This is a genomic window from Tenacibaculum sp. TB-56 (assembly GCF_059716275.2).
Genome location: NZ_CM201367.1, coordinates 2234017 through 2259279, shown reverse-complemented (window position 1 = coordinate 2259279; position 25263 = coordinate 2234017). Strand labels below are relative to the sequence as shown.

General features: G+C 31.9%; 30 protein-coding genes. 16 read left to right on the top strand and 14 right to left on the bottom strand.

The window, feature by feature from the left end:
- The first annotated feature begins 70 nt into the window (after nt 1-70).
- Both AC3VI6_RS10920 and AC3VI6_RS10915 read left to right on the top strand, forming a co-directional pair.
- Nucleotides 71-373, top strand: a complete 303-nt coding sequence (locus AC3VI6_RS10920) for a hypothetical protein (RefSeq protein ID WP_497706192.1) — start codon at nt 71-73, stop codon at nt 371-373.
- 47 nt (nt 374-420) lie between these two features.
- Nucleotides 421-801, top strand: a complete 381-nt coding sequence (locus tag AC3VI6_RS10915) for a Rid family detoxifying hydrolase (protein WP_497706191.1) — start codon at nt 421-423, stop codon at nt 799-801.
- 158 nt (nt 802-959) lie between these two features.
- Here the strand turns inward: AC3VI6_RS10915 and AC3VI6_RS10910 are convergent, their stop codons facing one another.
- The 4 genes from AC3VI6_RS10910 to AC3VI6_RS10895 form a co-directional block, all read right to left on the bottom strand.
- A complete protein-coding gene (locus AC3VI6_RS10910; RefSeq protein ID WP_299002104.1) occupies nt 960-1322 on the bottom strand; it encodes a methylglyoxal synthase in 363 nt (120 codons plus the stop codon).
- A gap of 219 nt (nt 1323-1541) precedes the next feature.
- A complete protein-coding gene (gene gap, locus AC3VI6_RS10905; protein ID WP_497706190.1) occupies nt 1542-2534 on the bottom strand; it encodes a type I glyceraldehyde-3-phosphate dehydrogenase in 993 nt (330 codons plus the stop codon).
- A gap of 23 nt (nt 2535-2557) precedes the next feature.
- Nucleotides 2558-3541, bottom strand: coding sequence for a 6-phosphofructokinase (pfkA, locus tag AC3VI6_RS10900; RefSeq protein WP_497706189.1), 984 nt, complete (start codon nt 3539-3541; stop codon nt 2558-2560).
- A gap of 207 nt (nt 3542-3748) precedes the next feature.
- On the bottom strand, nt 3749-5119 hold the full coding sequence (locus tag AC3VI6_RS10895; RefSeq protein WP_299002097.1) for a tetratricopeptide repeat protein: 1371 nt from the start codon (nt 5117-5119) through the stop codon (nt 3749-3751).
- A 207-nt stretch (nt 5120-5326) separates the two neighbouring features.
- Here AC3VI6_RS10895 and AC3VI6_RS10890 point away from each other — a divergent pair, with 207 nt between their 5' ends.
- Nucleotides 5327-5668 carry a DUF2853 family protein gene (locus AC3VI6_RS10890; RefSeq protein WP_274633477.1) on the top strand — a complete coding sequence of 114 codons (342 nt, stop codon included), beginning with the start codon at nt 5327-5329 and terminating at the stop codon, nt 5666-5668.
- 93 nt (nt 5669-5761) lie between these two features.
- On the top strand, nt 5762-7186 hold the full coding sequence (locus AC3VI6_RS10885; RefSeq protein ID WP_497706188.1) for an L-serine ammonia-lyase: 1425 nt from the start codon (nt 5762-5764) through the stop codon (nt 7184-7186).
- Nucleotides 7187-7188: 2 nt separating this feature from the next.
- Here AC3VI6_RS10885 and AC3VI6_RS10880 read toward each other — a convergent pair whose 3' ends face one another.
- The 3 genes from AC3VI6_RS10880 to AC3VI6_RS10870 form a co-directional block, all read right to left on the bottom strand.
- A complete protein-coding gene (locus AC3VI6_RS10880) occupies nt 7189-7827 on the bottom strand; it encodes a SanA/YdcF family protein (protein WP_497706187.1) in 639 nt (212 codons plus the stop codon).
- On the bottom strand, nt 7828-8586 hold the full coding sequence (gene yaaA, locus AC3VI6_RS10875; protein WP_497706186.1) for a peroxide stress protein YaaA: 759 nt from the start codon (nt 8584-8586) through the stop codon (nt 7828-7830). It abuts the gene before it with no gap.
- A gap of 99 nt (nt 8587-8685) precedes the next feature.
- On the bottom strand, nt 8686-9468 hold the full coding sequence (locus AC3VI6_RS10870) for an MBL fold metallo-hydrolase (protein WP_497706185.1): 783 nt from the start codon (nt 9466-9468) through the stop codon (nt 8686-8688).
- Nucleotides 9469-9549: 81 nt separating this feature from the next.
- Here AC3VI6_RS10870 and AC3VI6_RS10865 point away from each other — a divergent pair, with 81 nt between their 5' ends.
- The 4 genes from AC3VI6_RS10865 to AC3VI6_RS10850 all read left to right on the top strand — a co-directional run bounded on the left by AC3VI6_RS10865 (nt 9550) and on the right by AC3VI6_RS10850 (nt 12625).
- Nucleotides 9550-10992 (top strand): TonB-dependent receptor, encoded by a 1443-nt coding sequence (locus AC3VI6_RS10865; RefSeq protein WP_435254631.1) that lies wholly within the window; start codon nt 9550-9552, stop codon nt 10990-10992.
- Between the two features lie 63 nt (nt 10993-11055).
- Nucleotides 11056-11601 (top strand): RNA polymerase sigma factor, encoded by a 546-nt coding sequence (locus AC3VI6_RS10860; protein ID WP_497706184.1) that lies wholly within the window; start codon nt 11056-11058, stop codon nt 11599-11601.
- A 33-nt stretch (nt 11602-11634) separates the two neighbouring features.
- Complete coding sequence (locus tag AC3VI6_RS10855; RefSeq protein ID WP_435254629.1) at nt 11635-12162, top strand: hypothetical protein; 528 nt, start codon at nt 11635-11637, stop codon at nt 12160-12162.
- A gap of 1 nt (nt 12163) precedes the next feature.
- Entirely contained in the window at nt 12164-12625 is a 462-nt protein-coding gene (locus AC3VI6_RS10850) for a sensor of ECF-type sigma factor (RefSeq protein WP_497706183.1), read from the top strand.
- A 26-nt stretch (nt 12626-12651) separates the two neighbouring features.
- Here AC3VI6_RS10850 and AC3VI6_RS10845 read toward each other — a convergent pair whose 3' ends face one another.
- The 4 genes from AC3VI6_RS10845 to AC3VI6_RS10830 all read right to left on the bottom strand — a co-directional run bounded on the left by AC3VI6_RS10845 (nt 12652) and on the right by AC3VI6_RS10830 (nt 14590).
- Nucleotides 12652-12852 carry a hypothetical protein gene (locus tag AC3VI6_RS10845; RefSeq protein ID WP_028891033.1) on the bottom strand — a complete coding sequence of 67 codons (201 nt, stop codon included), beginning with the start codon at nt 12850-12852 and terminating at the stop codon, nt 12652-12654.
- Nucleotides 12853-12987: 135 nt separating this feature from the next.
- On the bottom strand, nt 12988-13254 hold the full coding sequence (locus tag AC3VI6_RS10840) for a hypothetical protein (protein WP_497706182.1): 267 nt from the start codon (nt 13252-13254) through the stop codon (nt 12988-12990).
- Nucleotides 13255-13276: 22 nt separating this feature from the next.
- Nucleotides 13277-13903, bottom strand: coding sequence for a CatA-like O-acetyltransferase (locus AC3VI6_RS10835; protein WP_497706181.1), 627 nt, complete (start codon nt 13901-13903; stop codon nt 13277-13279).
- Nucleotides 13904-14590, bottom strand: coding sequence for an HAD family hydrolase (locus AC3VI6_RS10830; protein ID WP_497706180.1), 687 nt, complete (start codon nt 14588-14590; stop codon nt 13904-13906). It abuts the gene before it with no gap.
- A gap of 483 nt (nt 14591-15073) precedes the next feature.
- Between AC3VI6_RS10830 and AC3VI6_RS10825 the strand changes: the two genes are divergently transcribed.
- On the top strand, nt 15074-15424 hold the full coding sequence (locus tag AC3VI6_RS10825; RefSeq protein WP_497706179.1) for a hypothetical protein: 351 nt from the start codon (nt 15074-15076) through the stop codon (nt 15422-15424).
- A gap of 86 nt (nt 15425-15510) precedes the next feature.
- Here the strand turns inward: AC3VI6_RS10825 and AC3VI6_RS10820 are convergent, their stop codons facing one another.
- The 3 genes from AC3VI6_RS10820 to idi are packed head-to-tail and all read right to left on the bottom strand — an operon-like array spanning nt 15511 to nt 17422.
- On the bottom strand, nt 15511-16482 hold the full coding sequence (locus AC3VI6_RS10820; protein ID WP_497706178.1) for a type I phosphomannose isomerase catalytic subunit: 972 nt from the start codon (nt 16480-16482) through the stop codon (nt 15511-15513).
- Nucleotides 16483-16485: 3 nt separating this feature from the next.
- Nucleotides 16486-16899 carry a 6-pyruvoyl trahydropterin synthase family protein gene (locus tag AC3VI6_RS10815; RefSeq protein WP_497706177.1) on the bottom strand — a complete coding sequence of 138 codons (414 nt, stop codon included), beginning with the start codon at nt 16897-16899 and terminating at the stop codon, nt 16486-16488.
- Nucleotide 16900: 1 nt separating this feature from the next.
- Nucleotides 16901-17422 carry an isopentenyl-diphosphate Delta-isomerase gene (gene idi, locus AC3VI6_RS10810; RefSeq protein WP_497706176.1) on the bottom strand — a complete coding sequence of 174 codons (522 nt, stop codon included), beginning with the start codon at nt 17420-17422 and terminating at the stop codon, nt 16901-16903.
- A gap of 92 nt (nt 17423-17514) precedes the next feature.
- Between idi and AC3VI6_RS10805 the strand changes: the two genes are divergently transcribed.
- The 7 genes from AC3VI6_RS10805 (at nt 17515) to AC3VI6_RS10775 (ending at nt 25195) form a co-directional block, all read left to right on the top strand.
- Nucleotides 17515-18078, top strand: a complete 564-nt coding sequence (locus AC3VI6_RS10805; protein ID WP_497706175.1) for a hypothetical protein — start codon at nt 17515-17517, stop codon at nt 18076-18078.
- A gap of 92 nt (nt 18079-18170) precedes the next feature.
- Nucleotides 18171-19760 (top strand): peptide chain release factor 3, encoded by a 1590-nt coding sequence (locus AC3VI6_RS10800; RefSeq protein WP_497706174.1) that lies wholly within the window; start codon nt 18171-18173, stop codon nt 19758-19760.
- A 156-nt stretch (nt 19761-19916) separates the two neighbouring features.
- Nucleotides 19917-21353, top strand: a complete 1437-nt coding sequence (locus tag AC3VI6_RS10795) for a hypothetical protein (RefSeq protein WP_497706173.1) — start codon at nt 19917-19919, stop codon at nt 21351-21353.
- A 49-nt stretch (nt 21354-21402) separates the two neighbouring features.
- Entirely contained in the window at nt 21403-22332 is a 930-nt protein-coding gene (locus tag AC3VI6_RS10790; RefSeq protein WP_497706172.1) for a peptidylprolyl isomerase, read from the top strand.
- A 192-nt stretch (nt 22333-22524) separates the two neighbouring features.
- On the top strand, nt 22525-23190 hold the full coding sequence (locus AC3VI6_RS10785) for an energy transducer TonB (protein WP_497706171.1): 666 nt from the start codon (nt 22525-22527) through the stop codon (nt 23188-23190).
- Nucleotides 23191-23262: 72 nt separating this feature from the next.
- Nucleotides 23263-23937, top strand: a complete 675-nt coding sequence (locus AC3VI6_RS10780) for an energy transducer TonB (RefSeq protein ID WP_497706170.1) — start codon at nt 23263-23265, stop codon at nt 23935-23937.
- Between the two features lie 139 nt (nt 23938-24076).
- Entirely contained in the window at nt 24077-25195 is a 1119-nt protein-coding gene (locus tag AC3VI6_RS10775; protein WP_497706169.1) for an energy transducer TonB, read from the top strand.
- Nucleotides 25196-25263 lie beyond the last annotated feature (68 nt).

Sequence of the window (25263 nt, the reverse complement as noted above, 5' to 3'; positions counted from 1 at the left end):
CGAAGACGAAACGAAAGAAACCGAACTTTACAAAGCCAAAATACCTTGGACACTTAATTTAGCCTACAGTATGGGGTATACGAACAACGGTTTAACAAGTCAAATAGGTAACAATACGTTAATGTTTAGTGGTGATGTTGAGCTTTCGCCTAAATGGAAAGTTGGTTTTTCTTCTGGGTACGACATTAAAGATAATGCTTTCACCTACACTAGATTAAACTTTTCTAGAGATTTAGATAGTTGGCGATTCAATTTTAACTGGACTCCTTTCGGAATCAATTCTTCGTACAATTTCTTTATTGGAGTAAAATCTTCTGTGTTAAGCGACTTAAAGTGGGATAAAAACAAACCACCAGATAGAGTACTTTTTTAAGCTGTTAGCTTAAGTAACTTTTTTGAAACTTTGAAACTTACATAAAAATGAAAAAAATAATCACTACCTCTAAAGCTCCTGCTCCAATTGGTCCATATAACCAAGCTGTACTTAGTGGAAATACTTTATACACTTCTGGACAAATAGCTATTAACCCTGAAACTAGTGAATTAGTTTTAGATTCTATTGAAGCAGAAACCAAACAAGTAATGCAAAACATGAAAGAAGTATTAGCTGCTGCTGGTATGACTTTTGAAAACGTTATCAAAACTTCTATTTTTATTTCAGATATGCATAACTTTTCAAAAATTAATGCTGTTTACGGTGAGTATTTTAATGACGCTACAGCTCCTGCTCGTGAAACAGTAGAAGTTGCTAACCTCCCTAAGTTTGTAAATGTAGAAATTAGTATGATTGCTGTTAAATAGCTTTAAAATTTAGGTTGATTCTTAACCTTTAAAAAGCTAACTTCGCTATCAGTGGATATAAGCCATTAAAACGAACTCATATCCTCAAACTTGATAGCGAAACATTTCAATAAATCACTAATAAAAAGAGAAACAATTATATGTTTCTCTTTTTTCTTTTAAATCGCTTTTATTAATAATTCCGCTGTTGATGGATTTGTAGCCAACGGCACATCGTGTACATCACACAAACGCATTAACATTGAAATATCTGGTTCATGCGGATGTTTTGCTAAAGGATCTCTAAAAAATAATACCATTTGACATTTCCCTTCTGCTACTCTACCAGCAATTTGCGCATCGCCTCCTATAGGTCCTGATAAAAATTTCATCACTTCAAAACCCGCTTTTTCTGCTTTTTCACCAGTTGTTCCTGTTGAAATCAGTTGAATTCTTTTTTGATGTAAAATTTCTTTGTGTTCGTTTAAAAACTGAACCATTTCAGCTTTCATTCCATCATGTGCTATAATTGCTATTTCCATAAATAGTGTTTAAAAAATATTACCAATTGTGCATTTTGATAAAATTCTGTCAATTCGAGTGAATTTCACGATTGTAATGAGTGAAATTTGTATCGAGAAAAAGAATTTTGATTTTTAAATTAGTTCTCGATACGATTTTTCGTACCTCAAAATCACTCGAACTGACAATCTATAATGTTTTTGTTTCAAAATACACTACGGATACAATATTTTATGCTTTTATAAAGAAGCCGAATACTCTAACAAATCTACAATCTTAGTAGCATATCCATACTCATTATCATACCAAGAAATTACTTTAAAAAAGTTTTCGTTTAACTCTAAACAAGCATCAGCATCAATTACAGAGGTTCTCGTTTCAGAAACAAAATCTTGCGATACAACCTCTTCTTCAGTATATCCTAAAATTCCTTTTAATTCACCTTCTGAAGCATCTTTTAAAGCTTTTAAAATTTCTTTTAATGACGTAGCTTTTTCTGTTCTAAACGTTAAATCTACCAAAGAAACATCTGCTACGGGAACTCTAACTGCCATTCCCGTTAACTTACCTTCTAATTCTGGAATTACTCTAGTAACTGCTTGCGCTGCTCCTGTTGAAGTAGGAATGATATTATTTACCACAGCACGTCCTCTACGCCATTTTTTATTAGGTCCATCAACTGTGTTTTGTGTTGATGTTGCCGCATGAACTGTAGTCATTAGTCCTTCTTTCAATCCAAAATTATCATGAATTACTTTTGTTAAAGGTCCTAAACAGTTTGTCGTACACGAAGCGTTTGAAAAAATAGTTTCATCAGCAGTTAAATCTTTATGATTTACGCCCATCACATACATATTAGCATCTTTTGATGGAGCGGAAATAATTACTTTTTTTGCTCCACCAGTAATATGCATTGCTGCTTTATCTTTATCGGTAAAAAAACCAGTTGATTCAATTACATACTCAGCTCCAGCTTCGTTCCATTTTAAATTTTCAGGATTCCTTTCGGCAGTAATTCTAATCGTTTGTCCGTTTACAACTAAATTTCCATCTTTTACCTCAACATTTCCATCAAAACGACCATGAACAGAATCATACTTCAATAAATAGGCTAAATAATCTACATCTAACAAATCGTTAATAGCCACAACTTGAACGTTGTCTCTTTTCATTGCAGAACGGAATGCCAATCGACCAATCCTTCCAAATCCGTTAATTCCTATTTTTATCATTATTTTTAATTTTATATACTCATTTACGTAGTCATAATATCAGACACTCGTAATAATTCAGTGTCTATTTTATGCGCTCCTTTAATTGCTTTTTCTAAATCTGTCGCAATTACTTTATTATCTTTCAAACCAACCATAAGGTTCGTTTTACCATCTAACAACAACTCTACCGCACTTACCCCTAATCTACTTGCTAAAACTCTATCAAAACACGATGGTGATCCTCCACGCTGCATGTGTCCTAGCACAGAAACTCTTACTTCATATTCTGGTAAATTTTGCTCTACATAATCGGCCAATTCAAATACATTTTTTCCTGTTTTATCTCCTTCGGAAACCACTACTATACTTGATGACTTTCCTGACCTTCTACTCTTTTTAAGAGATTCTAACATTCTTTCTAGCCCTAAATCTTCTTCAGGAATTAAAATTTCTTCTGCTCCTGCTCCAACTCCTGCATTTAATGCTATAAAACCTGCATCACGCCCCATCACTTCCACAAAGAAAAGACGGTTATGAGACGATGCTGTATCTCTAATTTTATCTATAGCTTCAACAGCTGTATTTAACGCGGTGTCGTAACCAAGTGTATGGCTTGTTCCAGAAATATCGTTATCAATAGTACCTGGAATTCCAATAATTGGAAAATTAAACTCTTTGTTAAACAATACTCCTCCAGTAAAAGAACCATCTCCTCCAATAACTACCAAAGCATCTACATTGTGTTTTTGTAAATTTTCATAGGCTTTTTGTCTTCCTTCTTTGGTTCTAAAATCTTTAGATCGTGCCGATTTTAAAATCGTTCCTCCTTTGTGAATGATATTGTTTACACTTCGTGCCGTTAGTGTTACTAAATCACCTTCAATCAATCCTTGATATCCTCTATAAATTCCCATACAATCGGTATGGTAATAAGCACAAGTTCTCACAACTGATCGAATTGCGGCATTCATTCCTGGAGCATCTCCTCCAGAAGTCATCACTGCTATTTTTTTAATTTTTCTCATAAAACGAATATCAAATTTACTCAATTTTAGTCATTTTTAAGTTAAAAATAGGAAATTCATTGTAGCTTTTTAATTGAAACTTAACGCTACATTTTATTTGGTTACTTTTAATCAACAAACGAAATCAACTGTAATCTTTTTTACTACAATAAAAAAGAGCCAGTTAAAAAACCGACTCTTATATTTTAAAAAACAAATACCCTTTATTTACTGTATTGCTTTATTGTATTTAGAAACAACTTCTTGTACTTTTTCATTATCAAAAACAGTAGGATATAACTCTTTTATAATGGTATGATACTCAAAATCGATTTCTAAAGCATTTTGCAAGTGAGTTAAACTGTAGTCTTCTTTTCCTAAAATCATGAACAAACCACAAAGTCTGTACTCAATTTCAGCAAATTCTTTATACGTTTTTTTAGCTTTTATTAAAGTACTTAAAGCTTCATTAAACTCACCTAAAAATAACAGAATATCTGCTAGTGCTACATAAATTTCAATTTCTCTATCACCAAGAGCCAAACTTGTATTGAAAGCTTTTACTGCTTCTTCATAAAAACCTAGCTTTAAATTAATATCACCATAGCGTCTCCAATACAATACATTTCCTTCATCTATTTGAATTGCTTTATTAATGTAGTGTAACGCTTTTTGATAATTTTCTTGATTATAACAAGCATTCGTTAACAAAATCCAACCGCGATCTAACAACGGATCTTCATGTACTGCTTTTTTATAAAAACTGATAGCTGCATTAATATTGTCTAACTTTTCGTAACACTCACCTATTCTTACATAAGCATACGCTGTTGGATCATCTAGCTCTAACGTTACCGAATAATTCTCTATAGCTTCTTCATAACGTTTTAACTCTTCTAAGGTTTTTGCTTTTTCTAAATATCCTCCTATAAAGCTATCATCAATCAAAACTGCATAATCAAAAGCCGTTAATGCTTCTTTAAACATTCCTAGTTCAAAATATTGCTTTCCTAATTGATGCCACGCTACTTCACAATATGGATTTTTATCTATATATGCATTTAAAAACTTTATTGCGTCTTCATGGTTCTCTTCCATATCAAAGCAATACACAATATTATATAACGAAGAATAATCCTCATAATCTACCTCAATACATTTTGCAAAGTTTAAACGTGCATTTTCAAAATCATCAAGATACAAATACTCCATACCAATCATAGACCAGATATCAGCAGGATCTTCAATATATTGTAAAGACTCTTTTAAAATTGCTATCGCTTCGGTATGTTTTTTCTTTTTAGATAAGATAATAGCCTTCTGAATAAACACCTCGTCGTTATGAGGTTCTACCGCTTCTATGTTAGATAGCATCTTGATTGCTTCTGGCAATTTATCTTCAAAAATTAAAATTTCTACTTTCATTAATTTTAATTGAATTGAAGAAGGATGCTGTTCCAACCCTAGTTGTACTGCCTTTTTAGCCAATGATTGCTTACCTATATTTAAATAATGCTCAACGATTGTTTCAAACTCGACTGCATCAAAAAAATATACTTCATTGGTTTTCAACATAGATTCAAATTTTGATAATGACATAGGCTAAAGATTTGAATTCACATTAAAGTTACTACAAGAACAATACCCTTTTAACAAAAAAAGTAATTGTTTTCAACAATTTAATTAACAAAATATACGTTAACTGCTTATTAACTCTAAGATATTTGAAAGAACCAATTATTTTTCTATATTTGAAAGAATTAAAAAATTCAAGAGAATTTAACATCTAATTTTAAACAAAAAATCATGAGTAAATTTGACGAAAAAGTAGCTCTTTATAAGAAATTTATGGACGATAGAGATATTCGTTCAAACACCGATTTATTAACTGCTGTAACTAAAGGTTTAGGACCTTCTATTTACAAAAAAGACGCAGAAACTGTATCTGGTACCGACGCTAAAGAATTAGAAACTGTAAAGAAAAACTTCTTAATGAAAAAGTTAGGATTAGACGATAGTCCTGCTTTAGACAAAGCCATTGATGAAGTAATGGAAAGAATTGGAAGATCTGAAAGAAACAAATACCGTGCAGTAGTGTATTACATGTTAGTTAAGAAATTTGACAAAGAGTCTGTTTACGGAATGTAATACATACGTCTTTTTTAAATAAAATTTAAATCCTGTATTTACTTTTGAATACAGGATTTTTTTATTTTAGCCAACAACAAACAACTTATACTTATGTCGCAGTTTATTAGCGTTTTTGACATGCTTAAAATTGGGGTGGGACCTTCTAGCTCTCACACTTTAGGCCCTTGGAGAGCAGCACAACAATGGATACAAAAATTAAAAGAAACAAATGAATTTCTTTTAATTGAAGAAGTCAAAGTAGACTTGTACGGTTCTCTTTCTTTAACAGGAAAAGGACACGCGACTGACTTAGCTGTTTTATTAGGATTAAGTGGTGCTGACCCAGAATATGTTCCTATTGAAAGTATTGACGTTATTATTAGCGATATTCAAAATAAAGAACAGTTGTTTTTCAACAACGAAAGAAACATTCCATTTTTAAAAGATTCTGTAAAATTCAACCGAGAATTTCTCCCTTTTCATGCAAACGGAATGACCTTTAGAGGTTATGCTCATGGTGAAGAAATTTCTACTGAAACCTACTACTCTATTGGTGGTGGTTTTATTGTACAAGAAGATGATCATTTAGCAGAAGACATTGAAATTAACAAACAAAACTTCCCTTTTCCAATAAACAGAGCTACTGAGCTTGAAGCCTATTGTGAAAGAGAGAATTTAAATATTTCAGACATTGTTTATCAAAACGAATTGGTAATTAATTCTGCTGAAGAAATTGATAAAGAACTACACCGTATTTGGAATACAATGTTAGAGTGCATGTACATTGGTTGTCATACGCAAGGTACTTTACCTGGTGGATTGAACGTAAAGCGACGTGCTTTTGAAACACATCAAAAACTAATTAAAGATGCTGAATACACGAATCAACAAGAATGGATAACTGCAATTCGAGGTACTGAAGTTAAATTCCGTGAAATTTTAAAATGGGTAAGTTGTTTGGCTTTATCAGTAAACGAAGTAAATGCCGCATTAGGAAGGGTGGTTACCGCTCCAACCAATGGAAGTGCTGGTGTAATTCCTGCCGTTTTAATGTACTATTTAGTAATTGAAAACCATGATGCAGATTTTGAACACGTTAAAAAATTCTTATTAGTCGCTGGAGAAATAGGAAGTATTTTTAAGAAAAACGCTACAATATCAGCTGCTATGGGTGGTTGTCAAGCAGAAATTGGTGTATCTTCTGCCATGGCTGCTGCTGCATTAACCGAATTGTTAGGAGGAACGCCATCGCAATGCTTAGTTGCTGCTGAAATAGCCATGGAACACCATTTAGGGCTTACTTGTGACCCTATTGGTGGATTAGTACAAATTCCTTGTATTGAACGTAATGCTATGGGAGCTATTAAAGCGATTAATGCTGCTGAGTTAGCTTTAGAAACCAATCCAAAAGAATCTAAGGTTCCTTTAGATAAAGTTATTGATACGATGTGGGAAACTGCTAAAGACATGAACCGAAACTACAAAGAAACCTCTGAAGGTGGTTTAGCAGTTACGGTACGTTTAGCAGATTGTTAATCTTACACGATCTCAATTGGTTCTCCTAAAAATTTAGGATCAACACCTAAGAGAATATCTACAAATACTTTTACTCTAGCTAGGTATTCTCTTAGTTTAACTTTTATAGCTTTTTTACCTGAAACTCCTTTAGCATTAAAACCTACTGCATCAATATCAAAATGTTGAGCCAAGTACAAAGCTCTTTCGTTGTGAAATTGTTGAGAAATGATTGTTATTGAAGATTGTTCGAAAACTTCTTTAACTCGCACAACCGAATCTAACGTTCTAAATCCAGCGTAATCTAAATAGATTTTATTTTCAGGGATTCCTGCTTCAATCAAATCATTTTTAAAATCAGTAGGTTCATCATATCCCTTAGAGCCATTATCCCCACTTACTAGGATAAAGTCAATTTTTCCTGCTTTATATAATTCTACAGCTGCATCCAATCGAAATTGATAGTACAAATTTATTCTACCATCAGAAAGATACTTTACTGTTCCTAGTAGCAATCCTACTTTGTTTTTAGGTATATTTTCTGTAGAATTAAATAATTTTCCTTCTGTATTATTTTTTATAATACTATTAGAAAAATAAATTACAGCTATGATTAGCAAGCTTACAATAAGAAAAAACCTAGCAATTTTTTTTCGTTTCATTTACCTAGTAAATACCAATTCGGTTTCGGTAGACATTTCTTGAGAAAATCCATAACCATCTACATCAAAACCTTTTAATTCTTCTAATGTTTCAATGTTATTATCAATTATATAACGTACCATTAATCCACGTGCTTTTTTAGCAAAGGTCATGATGGTTTTGTACTGTCCGTTTTTAAAATCTTTAAATACTGGAGTAATCATTGGTACTTTCAACGCTTTTTTAGGAAGTGCTTTAAAATATTCTGAACTTGCTAAATTGATTAGCAGTTCATTATCCGCCAATTCTTCATTTAAAGATTCTGCCAAAGCAGTATCCCAAAATTTATACAAATTGTCCGCTCTTCCTACTTTTAATTTAGTTCCCATTTCTAAGCGATATGGCTGAATTAAATCCAACGGTTTTAACAATCCGTATAATCCTGATAAGATTCTTAATTTATCCTGCAATGCAGGAATTTTATCTTCTGAAAGAGAGTTTACATCAATACCTCTATACACTTCACCGGTAAAAGAGAAAACGGCTTGCTTTGCATTATCAAGTGTAAAAGGTGGTTGCCATTCTTGGTTTCTATCATAATTCAAACTTGCTAAATCATCAGAAATTTTCATTAACTCTCCTAGTTTTTTTCTAGAAATAGTTTTTAGTTTCTTATTTAACTTTTCGGATTGCTCTAAAAATCTTGGTTGTGTATAAACATTTGTCGTTGCCTTGTTTTCAAAGTCTAACGATTTGGCAGGTGAAATAATAATCTTCATTCAATAAATATTTAGGGTAAAAATAAGAAGCAATTTTAAAATCATCAATTACTTTGAGTAATTAATATTGATACTGGTATTGATAAATTAAATTGTCTTTTAACTATTAATTTTCAATCCATCATAAGCTAAAAATACATTTTCAGGCAATTCTTTTTGTACCTCATCATGCAAACCTAATAGCTCACTAATATGTGTTAAATAAGTTCTTTTAGGTTTTATCTCTTCAATAAACTGTAAAGACTCTTCTATATTAAAATGTGTATTGTGTGGTTCTTTACGTAAACCTGTAACAATTAAAACATCTAAATTTTCTAACTTCTTTTTTTCTTCTTCAGAAATTGTTTTGATGTCTGTAATATAAGCTAAATCGTTAAAACGATATCCTAAAATTGGTAAATCACCATGCATCACTTCAATAGGAATCACCTCTACTCCATCCAACATAAAATTTTCTCGATGTGAAATAATTGTTGGCGCCACACTTGGTGCACTTGGGTACCTGTTTTCAGTAGCAAAAACATAATCATAGCGCTTTTTTAAAACATTTAAAACTCGTTCTAATAAATAAATTGGAACAGCTCCCATTTGGAAACAATACGGACGAATTTCATCCAATCCTGCAATATGATCGGCGTGTTCGTGAGTAAATAAAATTCCGTTAATAGACGCTACTTCTTCTCTTATCATTTGCTGACGAAAATCAGGCCCGCAATCAATTACATAATTGAACTCGTTCCAAGATACTAAAATAGATGATCGTAACCTTTTATCTTTTGGATTTCTAGATAAAGCTACTGGATGTTTGCTTGCAATCATCGGAACTCCTGTGGAAGTTCCTGTTCCTAAAAAAGTAATTTTTAATTGATTATTTTTCTTCATTTCTCCTACAAAAGTACGACAAAAATTATCTGTTCGTTCCTAATTTCAGTACATTTGTAATACGTAACAAAAAACTAGAAAATGGCAATTACGTTAAAAGGAGATCAAAAAATAAATACGGTACCAACTACAACAATGAAAGCGTTAAAAATCAATTTAAACGCTCATATTTATGGAACTTTTGCTGAAATAGGTGCTGGTCAAGAAACTGTTCGTAACTTTTTTAGGGCTGGTGGTGCTTCAGGAACCATAGCAAAAGCTATGAGTGCGTATGATAAAGATTTCTCTGATGCTATTTACGGTATAGAAAAAGACAACCGTTATGTTACGGAACCTCGATTAAAAAAGATGTTAAAACATGAAATGGACTTAATTGAGGAGCGTCTTACCCGTCAAAAACATCCTGATAAACTATTTTTTAGTTACGCCAACACAGTAGCAACCATTAACTTCTCCAAAAAGTTTAAAGGTCATGGTTGGGTTGGAATTCGTTTTCAATTAGACCCTTTAGAGGATTATAATGAAATTGTTTTACACCTTCGTTTCAAAGAAACTGACGCTCGTCAACAACAAGAAACCCTTGGTGTGTTAGGTGTTAACCTTATTTATGGAGCTTACTACTTAAACGATAATCCTAAAGATTTATTAAAGTCTTTTTACGACAATATTGATAAGGATCGCTTAGAAATAGACATGATTAATTTCTCTGGACCTCGATTTATGTACGTAGACAATCGTTTAATGAGTTTACAACTTGTTAAAAATGGAATGACTAATGCCGTTATGTTTGGTCCTGACGGAAACAACATGTTACCTGCACAAGTACTTTACAAGAAGAATATTTTAGCTCTACGTGGTAGTTACCGTCCTGTTACTAAAGTTAACATGGATATGTTTGAACGCTCTAAACAATTATTCTTCGAAGAGAAAAAAGTAGATCCAGAAAAAACAAAAATAATTTTTGAAATTACACTAAGTAACCTTCGTGCTGAAGGAGAAATTAATGAACGTGATTTCTTAGACAGAGCTGAGTTACTGTGTTCTTTAGGTTTGAATGTAATGATTACAAACTATCAAGAGTATTTTAGATTAGTAGAATACTTTAGTGAGTTTACCAAAGAACGTATGGGATTAGCCATGGGAGTTAACAACCTTATTCAAATATTTGATGAGAAATACTACCGTGATTTAAGTGGAGGTATTCTTGAAGCCTTTGGTAAATTATTTTATCGCGACCTTAAAGTATATATGTATCCTTATAAAGATAAAGATACAGGTGAATTCATTACTAGTGAAAACTTAATGGTACATCCTAGAATGAAAGAGCTATATAAATTCTTTAAAAACAATGGTCGACTTATTGATATTAAAGAATATGATCCTGAAATCTTACATATTTTCTCTAGAAAAGTACTTAAAATGATTAAGAACAATGAAGATGGATGGGAAGAAATGCTTCCTAAAGGCGTTTCTGAAACCATTAAGGAAAAACGTTTATTCGGTTGTACTAAAAGAAAAGATTAAGCGAATTAGTTACCTTTTTAAACCTTTTACTATCTTTAAAGTCTAACAGCTAAACTATCTTAGTTGATTGACGAAATTACTCTTATAGATCAATTACAGCAGTCTAAAACAAAAGAGGCTGCTTTTAGGCACTTACTATCGCAATATAAAGAGCGATTGTATTGGCATATCCGAAAGATTGTAATTTCTCACGATGATGCCGATGATGTATTACAAAACACCTTTATTAAGATTTTTAAAAATATAGACAACTTCAAAAGAGATAGTAAACTATATTCTTGGATGTATCGAATTGCAACCAATGAAGCCATTACTTTTATCAATAAAAAAGCGAAAGAAAAAAATATTGATATTAATGACTATCAACAACTGCTGGTTTCAAGCCTAGACAGTGACCTATTATTTACAGGTGACGAGGTACAACTAATTTTACAAAAAGCAATTGCTACGCTACCTCAAAAGCAACAGTTAGTTTTTAATATGAAGTATTTTGAAGAGATGAAATATGAAGAAATTTCTGATGTTTTAGAAACCTCTGTGGGCGCTTTAAAAGCCTCATATCACATCGCTGTTAAAAAGATTGAACAATTTATAAAAAACTATAATTAAACCTTTTAACTAAAACATAGTCTTACAGAAGTAATGAACAAAGAGTTAAAACATACAATAGATTTTTTAAACCAAAAAGTAGGTAAGAATACTGGTTTTTCTACTCCTGAAAATTATTTTCAAGAAGTGGAAGAAAACCTTACTGCTTCTGCTTTTATTGATAGTTTACCAAAAGAAAAAACGTTTGCAACTCCTAGTAATTATTTTGAAACTGTAGACGATTCAATTCTTTCAAAATTAACTATTGAAGAATCAAAAGAAGTAAAAATTATTTCACTTAAAAAACGATTTTTACAATACATACCTATGACAGCGGCAGCTTCAGTCTTGCTTTTTATCGGAATTAGTTATTTTAATACTCAAAAAACAACTTTTGATGATATTACCATTACCGATATCGAGTCTTGGTATGAAAATGGATATGGAGAAACCTATACAGAAGAACTAGCTGCAGCTATAAATACTTCTGATATTGAAGAAGACTTATTCGCTTCTATTAGCGATGAAAGCCTAGAAAATTACATACTTGATACTACAACACCCTTAAACGATATAGAATAAGATGAAAAAAAACATACTATTATTCTTTTTTTTACTCTTAAGTAGCTTGGTTACTCAAGCTCAAACAAAAAAAGGAGATTCAGAAAAAATTCATGCATTCAAAGTAGCTTTCCTTACTGAAAAGTTAGATTTAACAGAAAAAGAAGCCGAAAAATTTTGGCCTTTATACAATGTGTACGACAAAGAAATGATGCAACTGCATAGAGAAGAACGACGCAGTATTAAAAAAAGAATTATGGCCGATGGCGGTATCGATAATTTATCTGAGAGTGAATCTAAACAAATAATCGAAAGAATCAACGCGGTTTCTAAAGAACAATACGAAACAAAAAATGAGTTTTATTCTAAACTTATTAAAATTCTACCTTACAAGAAAATACTTCGTCTTGAAGTTGCCGAATACGAATTCCATCGCAAACTTATACGAAAGCTTAAAGGTGAAAACAAAGAAGCAAAAAAATAAAAAGGGAGGCAAAATTGCCTCCCTTTTTACTTTTTATCTACTAAAGCTAAACAAACGTATAAATCAGGTTTATTCGCTGTAAATTGTCTTAGCCAAATGGTTAGTTCATCTATTTCATAAGGAAGTAATCTTCCTAAAGCTTTTTCTAGCTCTTTACAAAATAAATCAGCGTTAAAACTAACCTTTTGAAGTACAGTTTTCGTGTACTCATACATAGCTCTTGCCATATCTTTATTGGGGTTAAAGTTGTTTTATATCTGAACGTAATTTACGAAATTATATTTTTTAGAGGTGTTAAAATTTCTCAAAAAAAAAGCGAGACCCTTGTCTCGCTTTCAAAATTCATCACTTATAATAACCTCTTATAAGTTGTTTACTTTCTCTATTAAAGCGTTTGCTCTAGTCTCTAATTCAGCACTTACTGATTTGTAATGAGCTTTTTTATTTTCAACATTCTTTGCATTTACTTTTGCTATTAACTCATCAAAAGTTACGATAACTTCATCAACAATAGCATTAGCATCTTCTTTTTTAACTTCAGGGTTTAACTCTGTAGCTATTTGACAGATACTGATAATGTCTCCTAATGTATAGTTGATATCTTTCTTTAAATTTTTTACGCTTGACATAATTATAAATTTTGGTGCAAAATTAATCGATTTTATCTAATTCTTGCTGAAATTTTTCAAAAAACTGCCCAACATGATATCCATCTACTAAAGCATGATTTACGTTAATCGCTACTGGTAGTAGCTTTCTACCATTTTCTTCTTTAATCTTTCCAAACGCCAACTGAGGAACGCTATTATCCTTATTACCAGAAAAAGGTTCTTTATGTCCTGTAAAACTAACCCAAGGAATTGCCGAAGAATGTATACAACCTGGTGAATATCTTGGAGGTAATAAATCTGTTGTGTTTTGTATTCGTTCTTTTTCTTCTATATAATTTTGATTAAAAGTTTTGAAATCTTCTGAATAATCAAAATAAGAAAAAGCAAATGTTGTATCTGCTCTTGCAACTGTTGTTGATGCATTGATTACATCATAAATAACAATTTTATCATCTTCTATCCTATATTTTAAATTCTCAACTGAATTTATAGCTTTCATACAGGCATGTAAGTATCTAACAAAAAATGATTCTCCTTTTTCTTTAGCTGATTGATATGTTTTTGATACTTCTACATCAGCTACCAATCCAAAAGTTGGATCTGCCATAGTTCTAAAATGTTCAAAAAGCTGTTTTCTGTTCCAGTTTTCTATATCTAAATAATTCATCTATAAAAACTTTAATACATCAGTAATACTAGATACTGTTTTGTAATCATCTGATTTTTGTTCTTCACTCACTTCTTCGTGTGCCCATGTTGTATGAAACGGAACATGGATTGCTGTTGCTCCAATTTCTATTAAAGGTAATACATCTGACTTTAATGAGTTTCCTATCATTAAGAACTCTGACGGATTAATATCTAATCGTTTTACTAATTTTTTATAATCGGCTTTTTTCTTTTCACTCATTACTTCTGTATGGTGAAAATATTTTAAAATTCCTGATTTAGCCAACTTGCGTTCTTGATCTAACAAATCACCTTTGGTAGCTACAATTAACTTATACTTCCCGTGTAATTCTTCTAATACTTCTTCTACTCCATCTAGTAATTCTATAGGCTTTTCTAGCATCTCTTTTCCTATTTCAAGAATTCCTTCCATAGTTCTAGGAGCTATTTTATAGTTAGAAATCTCTAAAGCGCACTCAACCATTGATAGCATAAAACCTTTTACACCATACCCGTAAATTTTAAGGTTTTCTATTTCTTTTTTAAATAATTCTTGATGGATTTTGTTTTCAGTTTCATAATCTGACAACAGTTTTGCGAAATCATCTTCGGCATCACGAAAATAGGTTTCGTTTACCCAAAGCGTATCGTCTGCATCAAAAGATATTACTTTAATGTTATTCATAAATAATAAAATTATACATCAAAGATACATATTTAAACTACGCTAACTAAACGTTTACAATTACTAGATTTACAAAACTTTAACAGTAATTAATTCGCTGTTTTGTGTAATCTTTAAAAAGTTTTACTATTTTTGGTTCATTATGAAGGCGCTTTTACGCACATATACGTTTATTTTTAACACGATCAATTCGATTTCGTGTACAGCCCACATGCGTAAACAATTCGTATATGTAACCAAAAGCACCCAAAACAATAGACTTAAACATCGATTTTAAATAATCAATTTTTACTATAAACTTACAAAGGTGCTTTTTACAAAAAGCACCTTTTTTTATTTATTAATATTTTAAATTTTAATCATTATGAACACTTTTAAGTACCGAAATTCAATTAGAAAACACGTAGCCTCAACCGTAATGTACTCAGTACAAAATCCGTTTTACAGAGATCCTGAATTACTAATACTTAACCCATAATTATCATGAAATCATTAAACACTACACAAGACATAAAAAATCAGTTTATTGTTAGCAAAAAACAAGTTAGCAAAAACAAAGTATTAAAGACATCTATCTTATTTGACAAGATTGAGTCTAATCTTCAATCTTCACTTAGTTTACACAAAAACTCATCTAATTTGAGTTTTAAAAGCATTGATTTTGATCTTCTAGAAAATGCTTATTTAAATGATAAACTTATCATTAAAAACAATGTAAAAAAATTGAGTACTACTGAAGTTGTTTTAAACATAACAGTATCAAAAAAAGAAGAAAAGAAACAAGATATTATCTGTAAAGCTGTATTTAGCTATACTGTGAAAGAAGCTTCTTGATGATTTGGATGATTCTAAAATCAATCCATTATTAAGTTAGTCTGGTTTGTTCTAAGCTTAGGGTAATGCTACCTTAAGCTTATTTTTTATTGAATAAACGTTTCTAGTAACTCCGAAGAGTTTTCTGATACAATTTCTACTTTATCAATGCATGCTGGCACCAAAATAGTTTCTCCCTTTCTTACTATTTCTTGTTGATTTTTATAATTAAAAACAACTTCTCCTTCTACACACATATAAATTATAAAGCTATCTTTTTCAGAAAAACAAACTTCTTTCTTTCCTTTTATAGGAAGAATGTTTGTAGTGAAATACGGACATGTAACTACTTGATTCGACACATTACTTTCTTTTAAATAAGGTGTTTTATAAGAATCTTTAGCAGTAAAATCAATCGTTTTCAATGCTTTTTCAGTATGTAGTTCTCTGTAATTACCATCAATGTCTTTTCTATCCCAATCATAAATACGATAGGTAATGTCTGAAGTTTGCTGTATTTCTGCAATTAACAAACCTGCTCCGATAGCATGTACTCTTCCAGGTGGAACAAAATACACATCGCCTTTGCTTACTTCATCTACATTTAAAATATCAAGCAACGATTTGTTTTCTAAATGATGTAAATACTCTTGTTTAGTTGCGTCATTTTTAAATCCGATAATAATATTCGCATCTTCATCTGCTTGAACAACATACCACATTTCGGTTTTTCCAAAAGAATCTTGAATTCCTGCTAAATCATCATCAGGGTGTACCTGAATACTCAGCACCTCTTTAGCATCAATAAACTTTATTAACAAAGGAAACTCATCTCCAAAAGTTTTGTAAACATAATTTCCGACTAAGTCGTGCTTATATGCTTTTAAGACTTCTCTTAGAGTTTTACCCTTTAAACTACCGTTGCTTATGACAGATTCATCTCCGTCAACATCAGAAATCTCCCAACTTTCACCTATATTATCACCTGTAGTATCTTTATGAAGCAGCTGGTTCAGTTTTTTTCCTCCCCATATTTTTTGTTTTAAAATTGGGGTAAATCGCAGTAATTGGTCTATCATAAATTAAGCGCCTCTATAAGTTACATAATTTCTAGGTGTTTCGTATAATGTAACTTCTAAATCTAAATGTTCTGGAATACTTACACGTAACTTATTATATATTACTACTGATATATTTTCTGCTGTAGGATTAATATTTTTAAATTCCTCAACTTCTACATTTAAGTTTTTATGATCTAAAACGTCTTCTACTTTTAGTTTTATCAAATCTTTAAGCTTTCCTAAATCGTACACATAACCTGTTTCTTTATCAATTTCACCAGTTAACGATACTATTAACTCATAATTATGGCCATGATAATTAGGGTTGCTACACTTACCAAATACCTCAAAGTTTTTTTCATCTGACCAATTAGGATTGAACAAGCGATGTGCAGCATTAAAATGTGCCTTTCTATGTACAGTAATTTTTGGCATATTAAATAAACTTAGCTATTTTGTTATACGATTCTTTAAAAATAATTTTGAACCAAGCAGTATATTTCTCTGGATGATTTTCTATGTCGTTTTTTACCTCTTCCAAAGGCATCCACTTATATGACGCTACTTCTTCTGGGTTTATAATAGGTTCGTCGTTAAATCTACCAATCATTACATGGTCTAATTCATGTTCTGTTAACCCATTATCAAACGGAGCTTTGTAAATGAAAGAAAATAGTTCTTCTAATTCACATGAAAACCCCATTTCTTCTTTTAATCTACGTTTTCCAGCTTCAATATTCGACTCCCCATCACGCTGATGCGAGCAACACGTATTTGTCCATAACAAAGGAGAATGATACTTTTCAGCTGCTCGCTGTTGTAACATCAACTCATTCTTTTCATTAAAAACAAATACTGAAAATGCTCTGTGTAACAAAGCTTTTTCATGTGCTTCAATTTTTTCCATTAATCCTATCGGATTATCTTGTTTATCAACTAAAATAACGTGTTCTTTCATCTTAAAAATATACGAAAAGCAAATTTAGCATTATTGTTTTATTAACTCTTAATATTTTGTTATTATTGCTATAACTTCTAAAATTGTATACAATGAGAAAATTTATTTATGTTATTTTTATTCTTAGCTTCTTCTTAACTTCTTGTAGCGACAATGAAAGCTCTAACTTACCTTTAGCTACTGAAAGTGATATTGTTGGCACTTGGAATTTAGTTGACTTTTATTCTAAAGATGGTAAATTCACCATGTCTACAGTAAGTAACGGAGATATTTCTGGTAGCTTTGAAGCCAAGGCTAAAGACTTTAACAATGCAACAACTACCTTTTCACAAAACCCAAATGAATCATACGACAGTGGTTCTTTTAATATGGAACTTCAAGTGAAAACAGCAATATCTTCTGGTACTCAAACAGAAATAGTTACTGCAGACCCTAACATTAAAACCGAATGGTCTTTAAGCGATAATACGTTGTTTTTTAATTTTGAAAATGATTTTTTTACGGGACAATTGTCAGCCCAAATTATTTATTTCGATGAAAATAAATTAGAACTTAAGGCTAACTTTGAAGAAAATATTTCTACTCCAGAAGATGTTAACTTAGGTGTCACAAACACCAAATTCAAAGGAACCATATATTTAACCTATACAAAATAATTTAAAGACCTCTCTACAAGGTCTTTTTCTTTACTTCATTTTCTTTATTCTTCTTTTTTAAAATCTTATTTTTGCAACCTTAAAATTTATAGATGAGTTTTTTAGAAGAAATACAGAAGAGACGTACATTCGGAATTATATCACACCCTGATGCTGGTAAAACTACCTTAACTGAAAAATTATTACTTTTTGGTGGAGCTATTCAAGAAGCGGGTGCTGTTAAGAATAATAAAATTAAAAAAGGAGCTACTTCCGATTTTATGGAAATTGAGCGCCAACGTGGTATCTCGGTTGCTACCTCTGTATTAGCTTTCATTTATAAAGACAAAAAAATCAATATTCTTGACACCCCAGGTCACAAGGATTTCGCTGAAGATACTTTTAGAACTTTAACTGCGGTTGATAGTGTTATTGTGGTGATTGATGTTGCAAAAGGGGTTGAGGAACAAACCGAAAAGTTAGTAGAAGTTTGTCGTATGCGAAAAATCCCGATGATCGTTTTCATTAATAAATTAGACCGTGAAGGGAAAGATGCTTTTGATTTATTAGATGAAGTTGAGCAAAAATTAGGATTAAAAGTTACTCCGTTGAGTTTCCCTATTGGAATGGGATACGATTTTAAAGGAATCTACAATATTTGGGGAAAGAAATTAAACATCTTTTCTGGAGACAATAAACAAACCATTTCTGAAGGTGTTGAATTTGACGACATCGACAATCCTGAACTAGATAAAATTGTTGGAGAAAAAGCCGCAAACACACTTCGTGAAGAACTAGAGTTAGTAAATGAAGTGTACCCTGATTTTAATCAAAATGATTACCTGAGCGGTTCGCTCCAACCTGTGTTTTTCGGTTCTGCTTTAAATAATTTTGGTGTAAAAGAATTATTAGATTGTTTTATTGATATTGCTCCAAACCCACAGCCAAAACAAGCGGAAGAGCGTTTGGTTGATTCTAAAGAAGAAAAACTAACAGGATTTGTATTTAAAATCCACGCTAACATGGATCCGAAACACCGAGACCGTTTAGCGTTTGTAAAGATTGTGTCAGGAACTTTTAAAAGAAACACTCCTTACCTACACGTTCGTAATGGTAAAAAGGTAAAATTCTCAAGTCCGAATGCCTTTTTTGCTGAAAAGAAAGAAATTGTTGAAGAATCTTTCCCAGGAGACATTGTTGGTTTACACGACACAGGGAACTTCAAAATTGGAGATACATTAACTGAAGGAGAGCAATTAAACTTTAAAGGAATTCCTAGTTTCTCTCCAGAGCATTTTCGCTATGTAAACAATGCCGATCCAATGAAAGCTAAACAATTATACAAAGGTTTAGATCAGTTAATGGATGAAGGAGTTGCGCAGTTATTTACCATGGAAATGAACGGACGTAAGATTGTAGGAACTGTGGGTGCTTTACAGTACGAAGTAATTCAATATCGTTTAGAGCATGAATATGGTGCAAAATGTTCGTATGAAAATATTGCTGTACATAAAGCTTGTTGGGTTCAACCAGAAGATCCAAAAAATGAAGAATTCAAAGAGTTTAAACGTGTAAAGCAACGTTATTTAGCAAAAGATAAACAAGGGCAGTTAGTATTTTTAGCCGATTCGCCTTTTACTATTCAAATGACTCAGAGTAAATATCCATCTGTAAAATTACATTTCACTAGTGAGTTTGCATAAACACATCAAAGACACGAGAAACAAGAAACAAGAAGCGAGAAAGAGATTTTATACAACGTCTCTTCTCTCTTTCTCCTGTCTCTATTCTCTTTTCTCACATACGGTCAAGAGAATTTATCGAGTTTACAAGGAAAAGAGTTACACAATAAAGTTCGTTTGAATTTTATTCCTGTTGAAATGCCTACGGATAAGTTTCCTGACTTAAAACCAACGATGGGATTAACTGGTTTGCATTATCAAATTCCTTTCAACGATTGGTTATATGGTGGTGCTGCATTTCATTTTGCAGTAACAGGTGATCAAGGAGGTTTGTTTACCTTAGGTGCAGAACTAGGAATCAACAAGCAGTTATATAAAAATTTATACGTAGATGCTAACTTCCATTTTGGTGGCGGTGGCGGATATCGTTACTTGGTAAATGATGGCGGATTTATCAATCCGAATATTGGATTGCAATATAAAAAGAACGATTACTCCTTCGGAATACAATACAGTCACGTTAATTTTTATTCTGGAGAAATTAAGAGTAATTCGGTTTCTTTCTTTGTAGAAATACCTAGTATTTTACGTTTTACCGATTATGATAAAGCGCATCAAAAATTTGTAACAGACAATCTTTCTTCTGATAATTTCTGGAGTAAACCTGCGGTAAAAAATGCACAACAAGTACGTTTTGATTTCTTTAAACCTATCGGGAATTCAAAAAAAGATAACGGTGATGATCTTAATGAAACATTATATGTCATCGGTTTTGAATATCAAAAATATTTGAACGAAAACTCCTTCTTATTTGCACATACCGATGCTATTTACAAAGGCTTACGTGCTGGTTTTATGGATTTATTCATCGGTGCTGGGTATCACCCATACCAATCAAAATACATTAATATCTTCGGAAAATTAGGAGTTGGTGCAGCTGGTGGTCGTGTGGCTCCTGAAGGTGGGTTGATGATTTACCCTTCCGCAGGAATCGATTTAAAACTATTTAAAAACATTGCTATTAGTGGTCATGGTGGATATTATCGTGCAATAGCTGGTGATTTAGAAGCCTACACCTACGGTTTCGGTCTGAAATATTTCGGATTGAACGGTGGAACTTCTTCCGAAGAAAATAACATTTACCATACACAAGGTTTACGTTTTGAAGTACAAAATCAAACTTACTTTGATGTAGCTAAATTCGATCCACCTGATAATAGATACGCTATAGATTTACAATTAATCGGTTTAAAGATAAACTACGATGTAAATAAATGGCTATACATTGCCGGTGAAGCAGGTTTTGCTTATGATGGTCGTTCGGGTGGTTATGCTCACGGATTAGTAGGTGGAGGTATTTACAGTCCTCGTTTTTTTAATGATAAAATGCGTGGATTTTTAGAAGTCATGGCAGGTGCTGGCGGAGGTGCTGGTATAGATACTGACGAAGGAATCATTACGCGCCCTACTCTTGGATTAAGTTACGATGTAACAAATCAAGTTTCTATAATTGCTTCTGGAGGTAGGTATTATTCTCCTTTCGGCAATGTAAACTCAAACAATATTAACATAGGTTTAAGCTTTAACCTTTCAACTTTGTCTGTAAAGAACTAACTTTGCTTTTTCTTCGGAAAAAGAAGTTTCATATATAAATAAGAGAAAAATGGATAACGGAATTTATGCAAAGTTCACCACTCCAAAAGGTGATATTTTAGTAAACTTAGAATACGAAAAAACCCCTGGAACTGTAGGTAACTTTGTTGCTTTAGCAGAAGGAAACTTAGAAAACTCAGCAAAACCACAAGGAACTCCTTATTATAACGGATTGAAATTTCACCGTGTAATTGCTGATTTTATGATTCAAGGAGGATGTCCTCAAGGAACAGGAACAGGAAACCCTGGTTATAAATTTGATGACGAAATTCACCCTGAATTAAAGCACGATGCTCCAGGGAAATTATCAATGGCAAACGCAGGACCTGGAACAAACGGTTCTCAATTCTTTATTACACACGTTGCTACTCCTTGGTTAGACGGTAAACACACTGTTTTTGGTAGTGTTGTTGAAGGACAAGACGTTGTTGATGCTGTTGAGCAAGAAGATACTATGGATGTAGAAATTATCCGTGTTGGTGATGCTGCTGAAAAATGGAATGCTGTTGAAGCTTTTAGAACTTTTGAAGGAGCTCGTGAAAAACGTGAAGCAGAAGCGAAAGCACGTCAAAAAGAATTATTAGATCAAGTAGCTGCTGGATACGATGAAACTCCAAGCGGATTACGTTATAAAATCTTACAAAACGGGGACGGGAAACAAGCTACTAAAGGAGCTATGGTTTCTGTACACTATAAAGGTCAATTATTAGACGGTACAGTATTTGATTCTTCATACAAACGTAAGCAACCTATCGATTTTGCTATCGGCGTTGGTCAAGTAATTGCTGGTTGGGATGAAGGAATTCAGTTATTAAAAGTAGGTGACAAAGCTCGTTTGGTAATTCCATCTGACTTAGCATATGGTTCACAAGGTGCTGGTGGTGTTATTCCTCCTGATGCAACCTTAATTTTTGATGTTGAATTAATGAACGTAAAATAAACGTCTATTAAACAAAACTTTAAGCCTCTTCTTTCTTTTGAAGGGGCTTTTTTATTTCAAAAAGTGTTTATATTTAATTAACATTCGTAACATTAAAAAGAACTTTATTTAATGTATTTATCATTATTCCTTAAGGAGAAAGCCGTGAAAAAAAATGACTTTTACAGTACTAAAACTACTCCTTAATCAATTATGAAAACAACATTACTTTTAATAGCTTTTTTTACTGCTTCTTTAACAATTTTTTCTCAAGAAGTTTGTACTACCCCAGAAGACAATGCAATTGATTTGAATATAATTAGCATTGACAAATGCGACATTATCGATGAAACTAAGAAGTTACCTCAAAAGGAAACTAAAACATTTACTGCTAGAAACAGAATTAAAAAAGTAAGAAAACAAGTTCAAGAAAACCAATCAAATCTTAATGCTAATTCTAATGTAACTATCATTACAACCGATAATGACCTAACCTTAAAAAATACATTAACACCTCAAACAAAAGAGGTGTTATTTTCAGTTGTAGAAGAAGTTCCATTATTTCCTAACTGTGAAATTAGCGCAGGACAAGAAGCTAAAAAATGCTTTAAGGATAATATACAAAAGCATTTTTCAAAAAATTATTATCCAGAAGTTTTTTCACAAGAAGGTATTCGCGGTAGAATTTTAATTCAATTTACAATTGATGTTTACGGAAACCCTAAAAATATTCAAGTAGCTAGCTCTAAACCAAGCAAAGTTATTGAAAATGAAGTTAATCGAATCATTAATAAACTACCTCAATTTTCAGCAGGTAAAGAACAAGGAATCCCGGTAGATGTAACCTACTCTTTTCCTATAAACCTAATACTAAATTAACACACAAGCAGCTCGCTTTATTTCTTTATTTTTTTATTTTTGCCGCCCCAAAAAACCCTTATAAAATATACTATGAAGCCTATTTTTGCTACCTGCTTATTTTTCTTTATTTCTCTTTCTTACTCACAAGAAAAATGTGAAACACCAAAAGATGAAATTCAAGATATAAACGCCATTACTATTACTAAATGTTCTATAGATGATGTAAAAGAAGCTTTAGAATCAGAAGAGATTAAAAAAATTTCAACTAGACGTAAAAGGCATAGAAAACTAAGAAAGGTTAACACCATTTCTACAAACCCTAACGAAATTAATCAACTTGAAAACAAAAAGTTACTTGTTGAAAAGTTAAATTTAGAAGAAGACATTTTAACCACTTTTGAAAAAGTTCCTTTTCACCTTGTAGAGCAAATTCCTTTGTTTAAAGATTGTAGAAGAAAACCTATTTTACAACAATCAAAATGCTTTGAAAAAGAAATGATTGAACATATTGTACGAAATTTTGATTATCCTAAAGAAGCTATTTCAAAAAAAATTAAAGGAAAAGTACTTGTTCAATTTACAATTGATAAAGAAGGTAACGTTTTTGACATAAAAGAAAAAGGGCCAGAAAACAGTGAAATATTAGAAGAAGAAGCACACAGATTGATCTCTTCTTTACCAAAATTTATTCCTGGAACCCACAAAGGAAAAACGGTAAATGTAAAATATGCACTACCTATAATTTTTAAAACTCCTAAAAGGTAAACCTTCTTTTTTTTAGAGTTAAAATCATCATTCTTTTACAGTAAAAGCAAAATAATTTTGCTTTTACTATTTTTTTTTGTTAATTTTACCGCGTTAGTTAACATTAAATTAACCTACCAAACCCTAAAAATAGAGCACAATGATGAAAAAACTCCCCTCAGTAGTGGCTGCTATGTTACTTTCTTTAGCAGCTGTAGGTCAAGAAGTATGTACCACTCCTGACGAAACGGTAGCTGATCCAAACAGTATAACCAAATGTGCAGTTGAAGACGCTGAAAATGGCGTAGGAAAACAATTATCTATTGAAGTATCAACAAGAAGGCGTGTTGTTCGTAAAAACAAAGAAGCAGTATCTGCTATCGGAGGAATTAATTCTTCTCAAAAAGTAGCTGATATTAAAAAGAATACTTTACTAGTTGGTAAATTAGAACTTGAAGATAATTCTTCTACTATTGAAAAAATACCTTTTAACTTAGTTGAAGAAATTCCTTTATTTGAAAAGTGTAACAACGTACCATTAATTAAACAAGCTAAGTGTTTTGAATCTAACATGACTAAACACATTATCAAAAACTTTAACTATCCTCAAGAAGCTTTAGAAGCAGGAGTACAAGGAAGAGTTTTGGTTCAGTTTACAATTAATGAGCAAGGAGATGTAGAAAGCATATTAATGCGTGGCCCTGAAGGAGGAGAATCTTTAGAGAAAGAAGCTAGTAGAATTATTAACAACCTTCCTAAGTTTATCCCTGGTAAACACAACGGAAAGAATGTAAAAGTAAAATACGGTGTTCCTATTACTTTTAAAGCTCCTGGTGCTTCAAATACTAATACTTCTAAAGTAAACAGAACTTCAGTAGCCAACACTTCTAAAGTTGTTAAAGAAAAAGAAATTACAGATTTTGTAAAGTTTGCTGAAGTGCATAGTATTCCTCAGTTTAAAGCATGTACAAAAGTTGCCGACATGCAGAAGTTAAACTGTTTTAATGAAAGAATGATTAGTCATATTCAAAGAAACTTTAACTATCCTGCTGCAGCTGCTGAACAAAATATTGAAGGTAGAGTTTGGGTTCGTTTTATTATCGATAAAAACGGAGATGTATCTAACATTAAAATGAAAGGACCTGAAAACGGACAGTTATTAGAGCAAGAAGCTAAGAAAATGGTAGCTAATCTTCCTACTTTTGTTCCAGCTAAACATAACGGAAAGTCTGCTAACGTAGAATATTATATTCCTATTAACTTTAAGTTACACGAATAAGAAATATATCTAATAGAAATAATAAAAAAGCTTTAAACACATAATGTTTAAAGCTTTTTTATTTTACA

Bases quoted from the DNA above. Each gene is read 5' to 3' on its own strand.
- AC3VI6_RS10920 (WP_497706192.1), top strand. From the start codon at position 71: ATGGGGTATACGAACAACGGTTTAACAAGTCAAATAGGTAACAATACG.
- AC3VI6_RS10915 (WP_497706191.1), top strand. From the start codon at position 421: ATGAAAAAAATAATCACTACCTCTAAAGCTCCTGCTCCAATTGGTCCA.
- AC3VI6_RS10910 (WP_299002104.1), bottom strand. From the start codon at position 1,322: ATGGAAATAGCAATTATAGCACATGATGGAATGAAAGCTGAAATGGTT.
- gap (WP_497706190.1), bottom strand. From the start codon at position 2,534: ATGATAAAAATAGGAATTAACGGATTTGGAAGGATTGGTCGATTGGCA.
- pfkA (WP_497706189.1), bottom strand. From the start codon at position 3,541: ATGAGAAAAATTAAAAAAATAGCAGTGATGACTTCTGGAGGAGATGCT.
- AC3VI6_RS10895 (WP_299002097.1), bottom strand. From the start codon at position 5,119: ATGTCATTATCAAAATTTGAATCTATGTTGAAAACCAATGAAGTATAT.
- AC3VI6_RS10890 (WP_274633477.1), top strand. From the start codon at position 5,327: ATGAGTAAATTTGACGAAAAAGTAGCTCTTTATAAGAAATTTATGGAC.
- AC3VI6_RS10885 (WP_497706188.1), top strand. From the start codon at position 5,762: ATGTCGCAGTTTATTAGCGTTTTTGACATGCTTAAAATTGGGGTGGGA.
- AC3VI6_RS10880 (WP_497706187.1), bottom strand. From the start codon at position 7,827: ATGAAACGAAAAAAAATTGCTAGGTTTTTTCTTATTGTAAGCTTGCTA.
- yaaA (WP_497706186.1), bottom strand. From the start codon at position 8,586: ATGAAGATTATTATTTCACCTGCCAAATCGTTAGACTTTGAAAACAAG.
- AC3VI6_RS10870 (WP_497706185.1), bottom strand. From the start codon at position 9,468: ATGAAGAAAAATAATCAATTAAAAATTACTTTTTTAGGAACAGGAACT.
- AC3VI6_RS10865 (WP_435254631.1), top strand. From the start codon at position 9,550: ATGGCAATTACGTTAAAAGGAGATCAAAAAATAAATACGGTACCAACT.
- AC3VI6_RS10855 (WP_435254629.1), top strand. From the start codon at position 11,635: ATGAACAAAGAGTTAAAACATACAATAGATTTTTTAAACCAAAAAGTA.
- AC3VI6_RS10850 (WP_497706183.1), top strand. From the start codon at position 12,164: ATGAAAAAAAACATACTATTATTCTTTTTTTTACTCTTAAGTAGCTTG.
- AC3VI6_RS10845 (WP_028891033.1), bottom strand. From the start codon at position 12,852: ATGGCAAGAGCTATGTATGAGTACACGAAAACTGTACTTCAAAAGGTT.
- AC3VI6_RS10840 (WP_497706182.1), bottom strand. From the start codon at position 13,254: ATGTCAAGCGTAAAAAATTTAAAGAAAGATATCAACTATACATTAGGA.
- AC3VI6_RS10835 (WP_497706181.1), bottom strand. From the start codon at position 13,903: ATGAATTATTTAGATATAGAAAACTGGAACAGAAAACAGCTTTTTGAA.
- AC3VI6_RS10830 (WP_497706180.1), bottom strand. From the start codon at position 14,590: ATGAATAACATTAAAGTAATATCTTTTGATGCAGACGATACGCTTTGG.
- AC3VI6_RS10825 (WP_497706179.1), top strand. From the start codon at position 15,074: ATGAAATCATTAAACACTACACAAGACATAAAAAATCAGTTTATTGTT.
- AC3VI6_RS10820 (WP_497706178.1), bottom strand. From the start codon at position 16,482: ATGATAGACCAATTACTGCGATTTACCCCAATTTTAAAACAAAAAATA.
- AC3VI6_RS10815 (WP_497706177.1), bottom strand. From the start codon at position 16,899: ATGCCAAAAATTACTGTACATAGAAAGGCACATTTTAATGCTGCACAT.
- idi (WP_497706176.1), bottom strand. From the start codon at position 17,422: ATGAAAGAACACGTTATTTTAGTTGATAAACAAGATAATCCGATAGGA.
- AC3VI6_RS10805 (WP_497706175.1), top strand. From the start codon at position 17,515: ATGAGAAAATTTATTTATGTTATTTTTATTCTTAGCTTCTTCTTAACT.
- AC3VI6_RS10800 (WP_497706174.1), top strand. From the start codon at position 18,171: ATGAGTTTTTTAGAAGAAATACAGAAGAGACGTACATTCGGAATTATA.
- AC3VI6_RS10790 (WP_497706172.1), top strand. From the start codon at position 21,403: ATGGATAACGGAATTTATGCAAAGTTCACCACTCCAAAAGGTGATATT.
- AC3VI6_RS10785 (WP_497706171.1), top strand. From the start codon at position 22,525: ATGAAAACAACATTACTTTTAATAGCTTTTTTTACTGCTTCTTTAACA.
- AC3VI6_RS10780 (WP_497706170.1), top strand. From the start codon at position 23,263: ATGAAGCCTATTTTTGCTACCTGCTTATTTTTCTTTATTTCTCTTTCT.
- AC3VI6_RS10775 (WP_497706169.1), top strand. From the start codon at position 24,077: ATGATGAAAAAACTCCCCTCAGTAGTGGCTGCTATGTTACTTTCTTTA.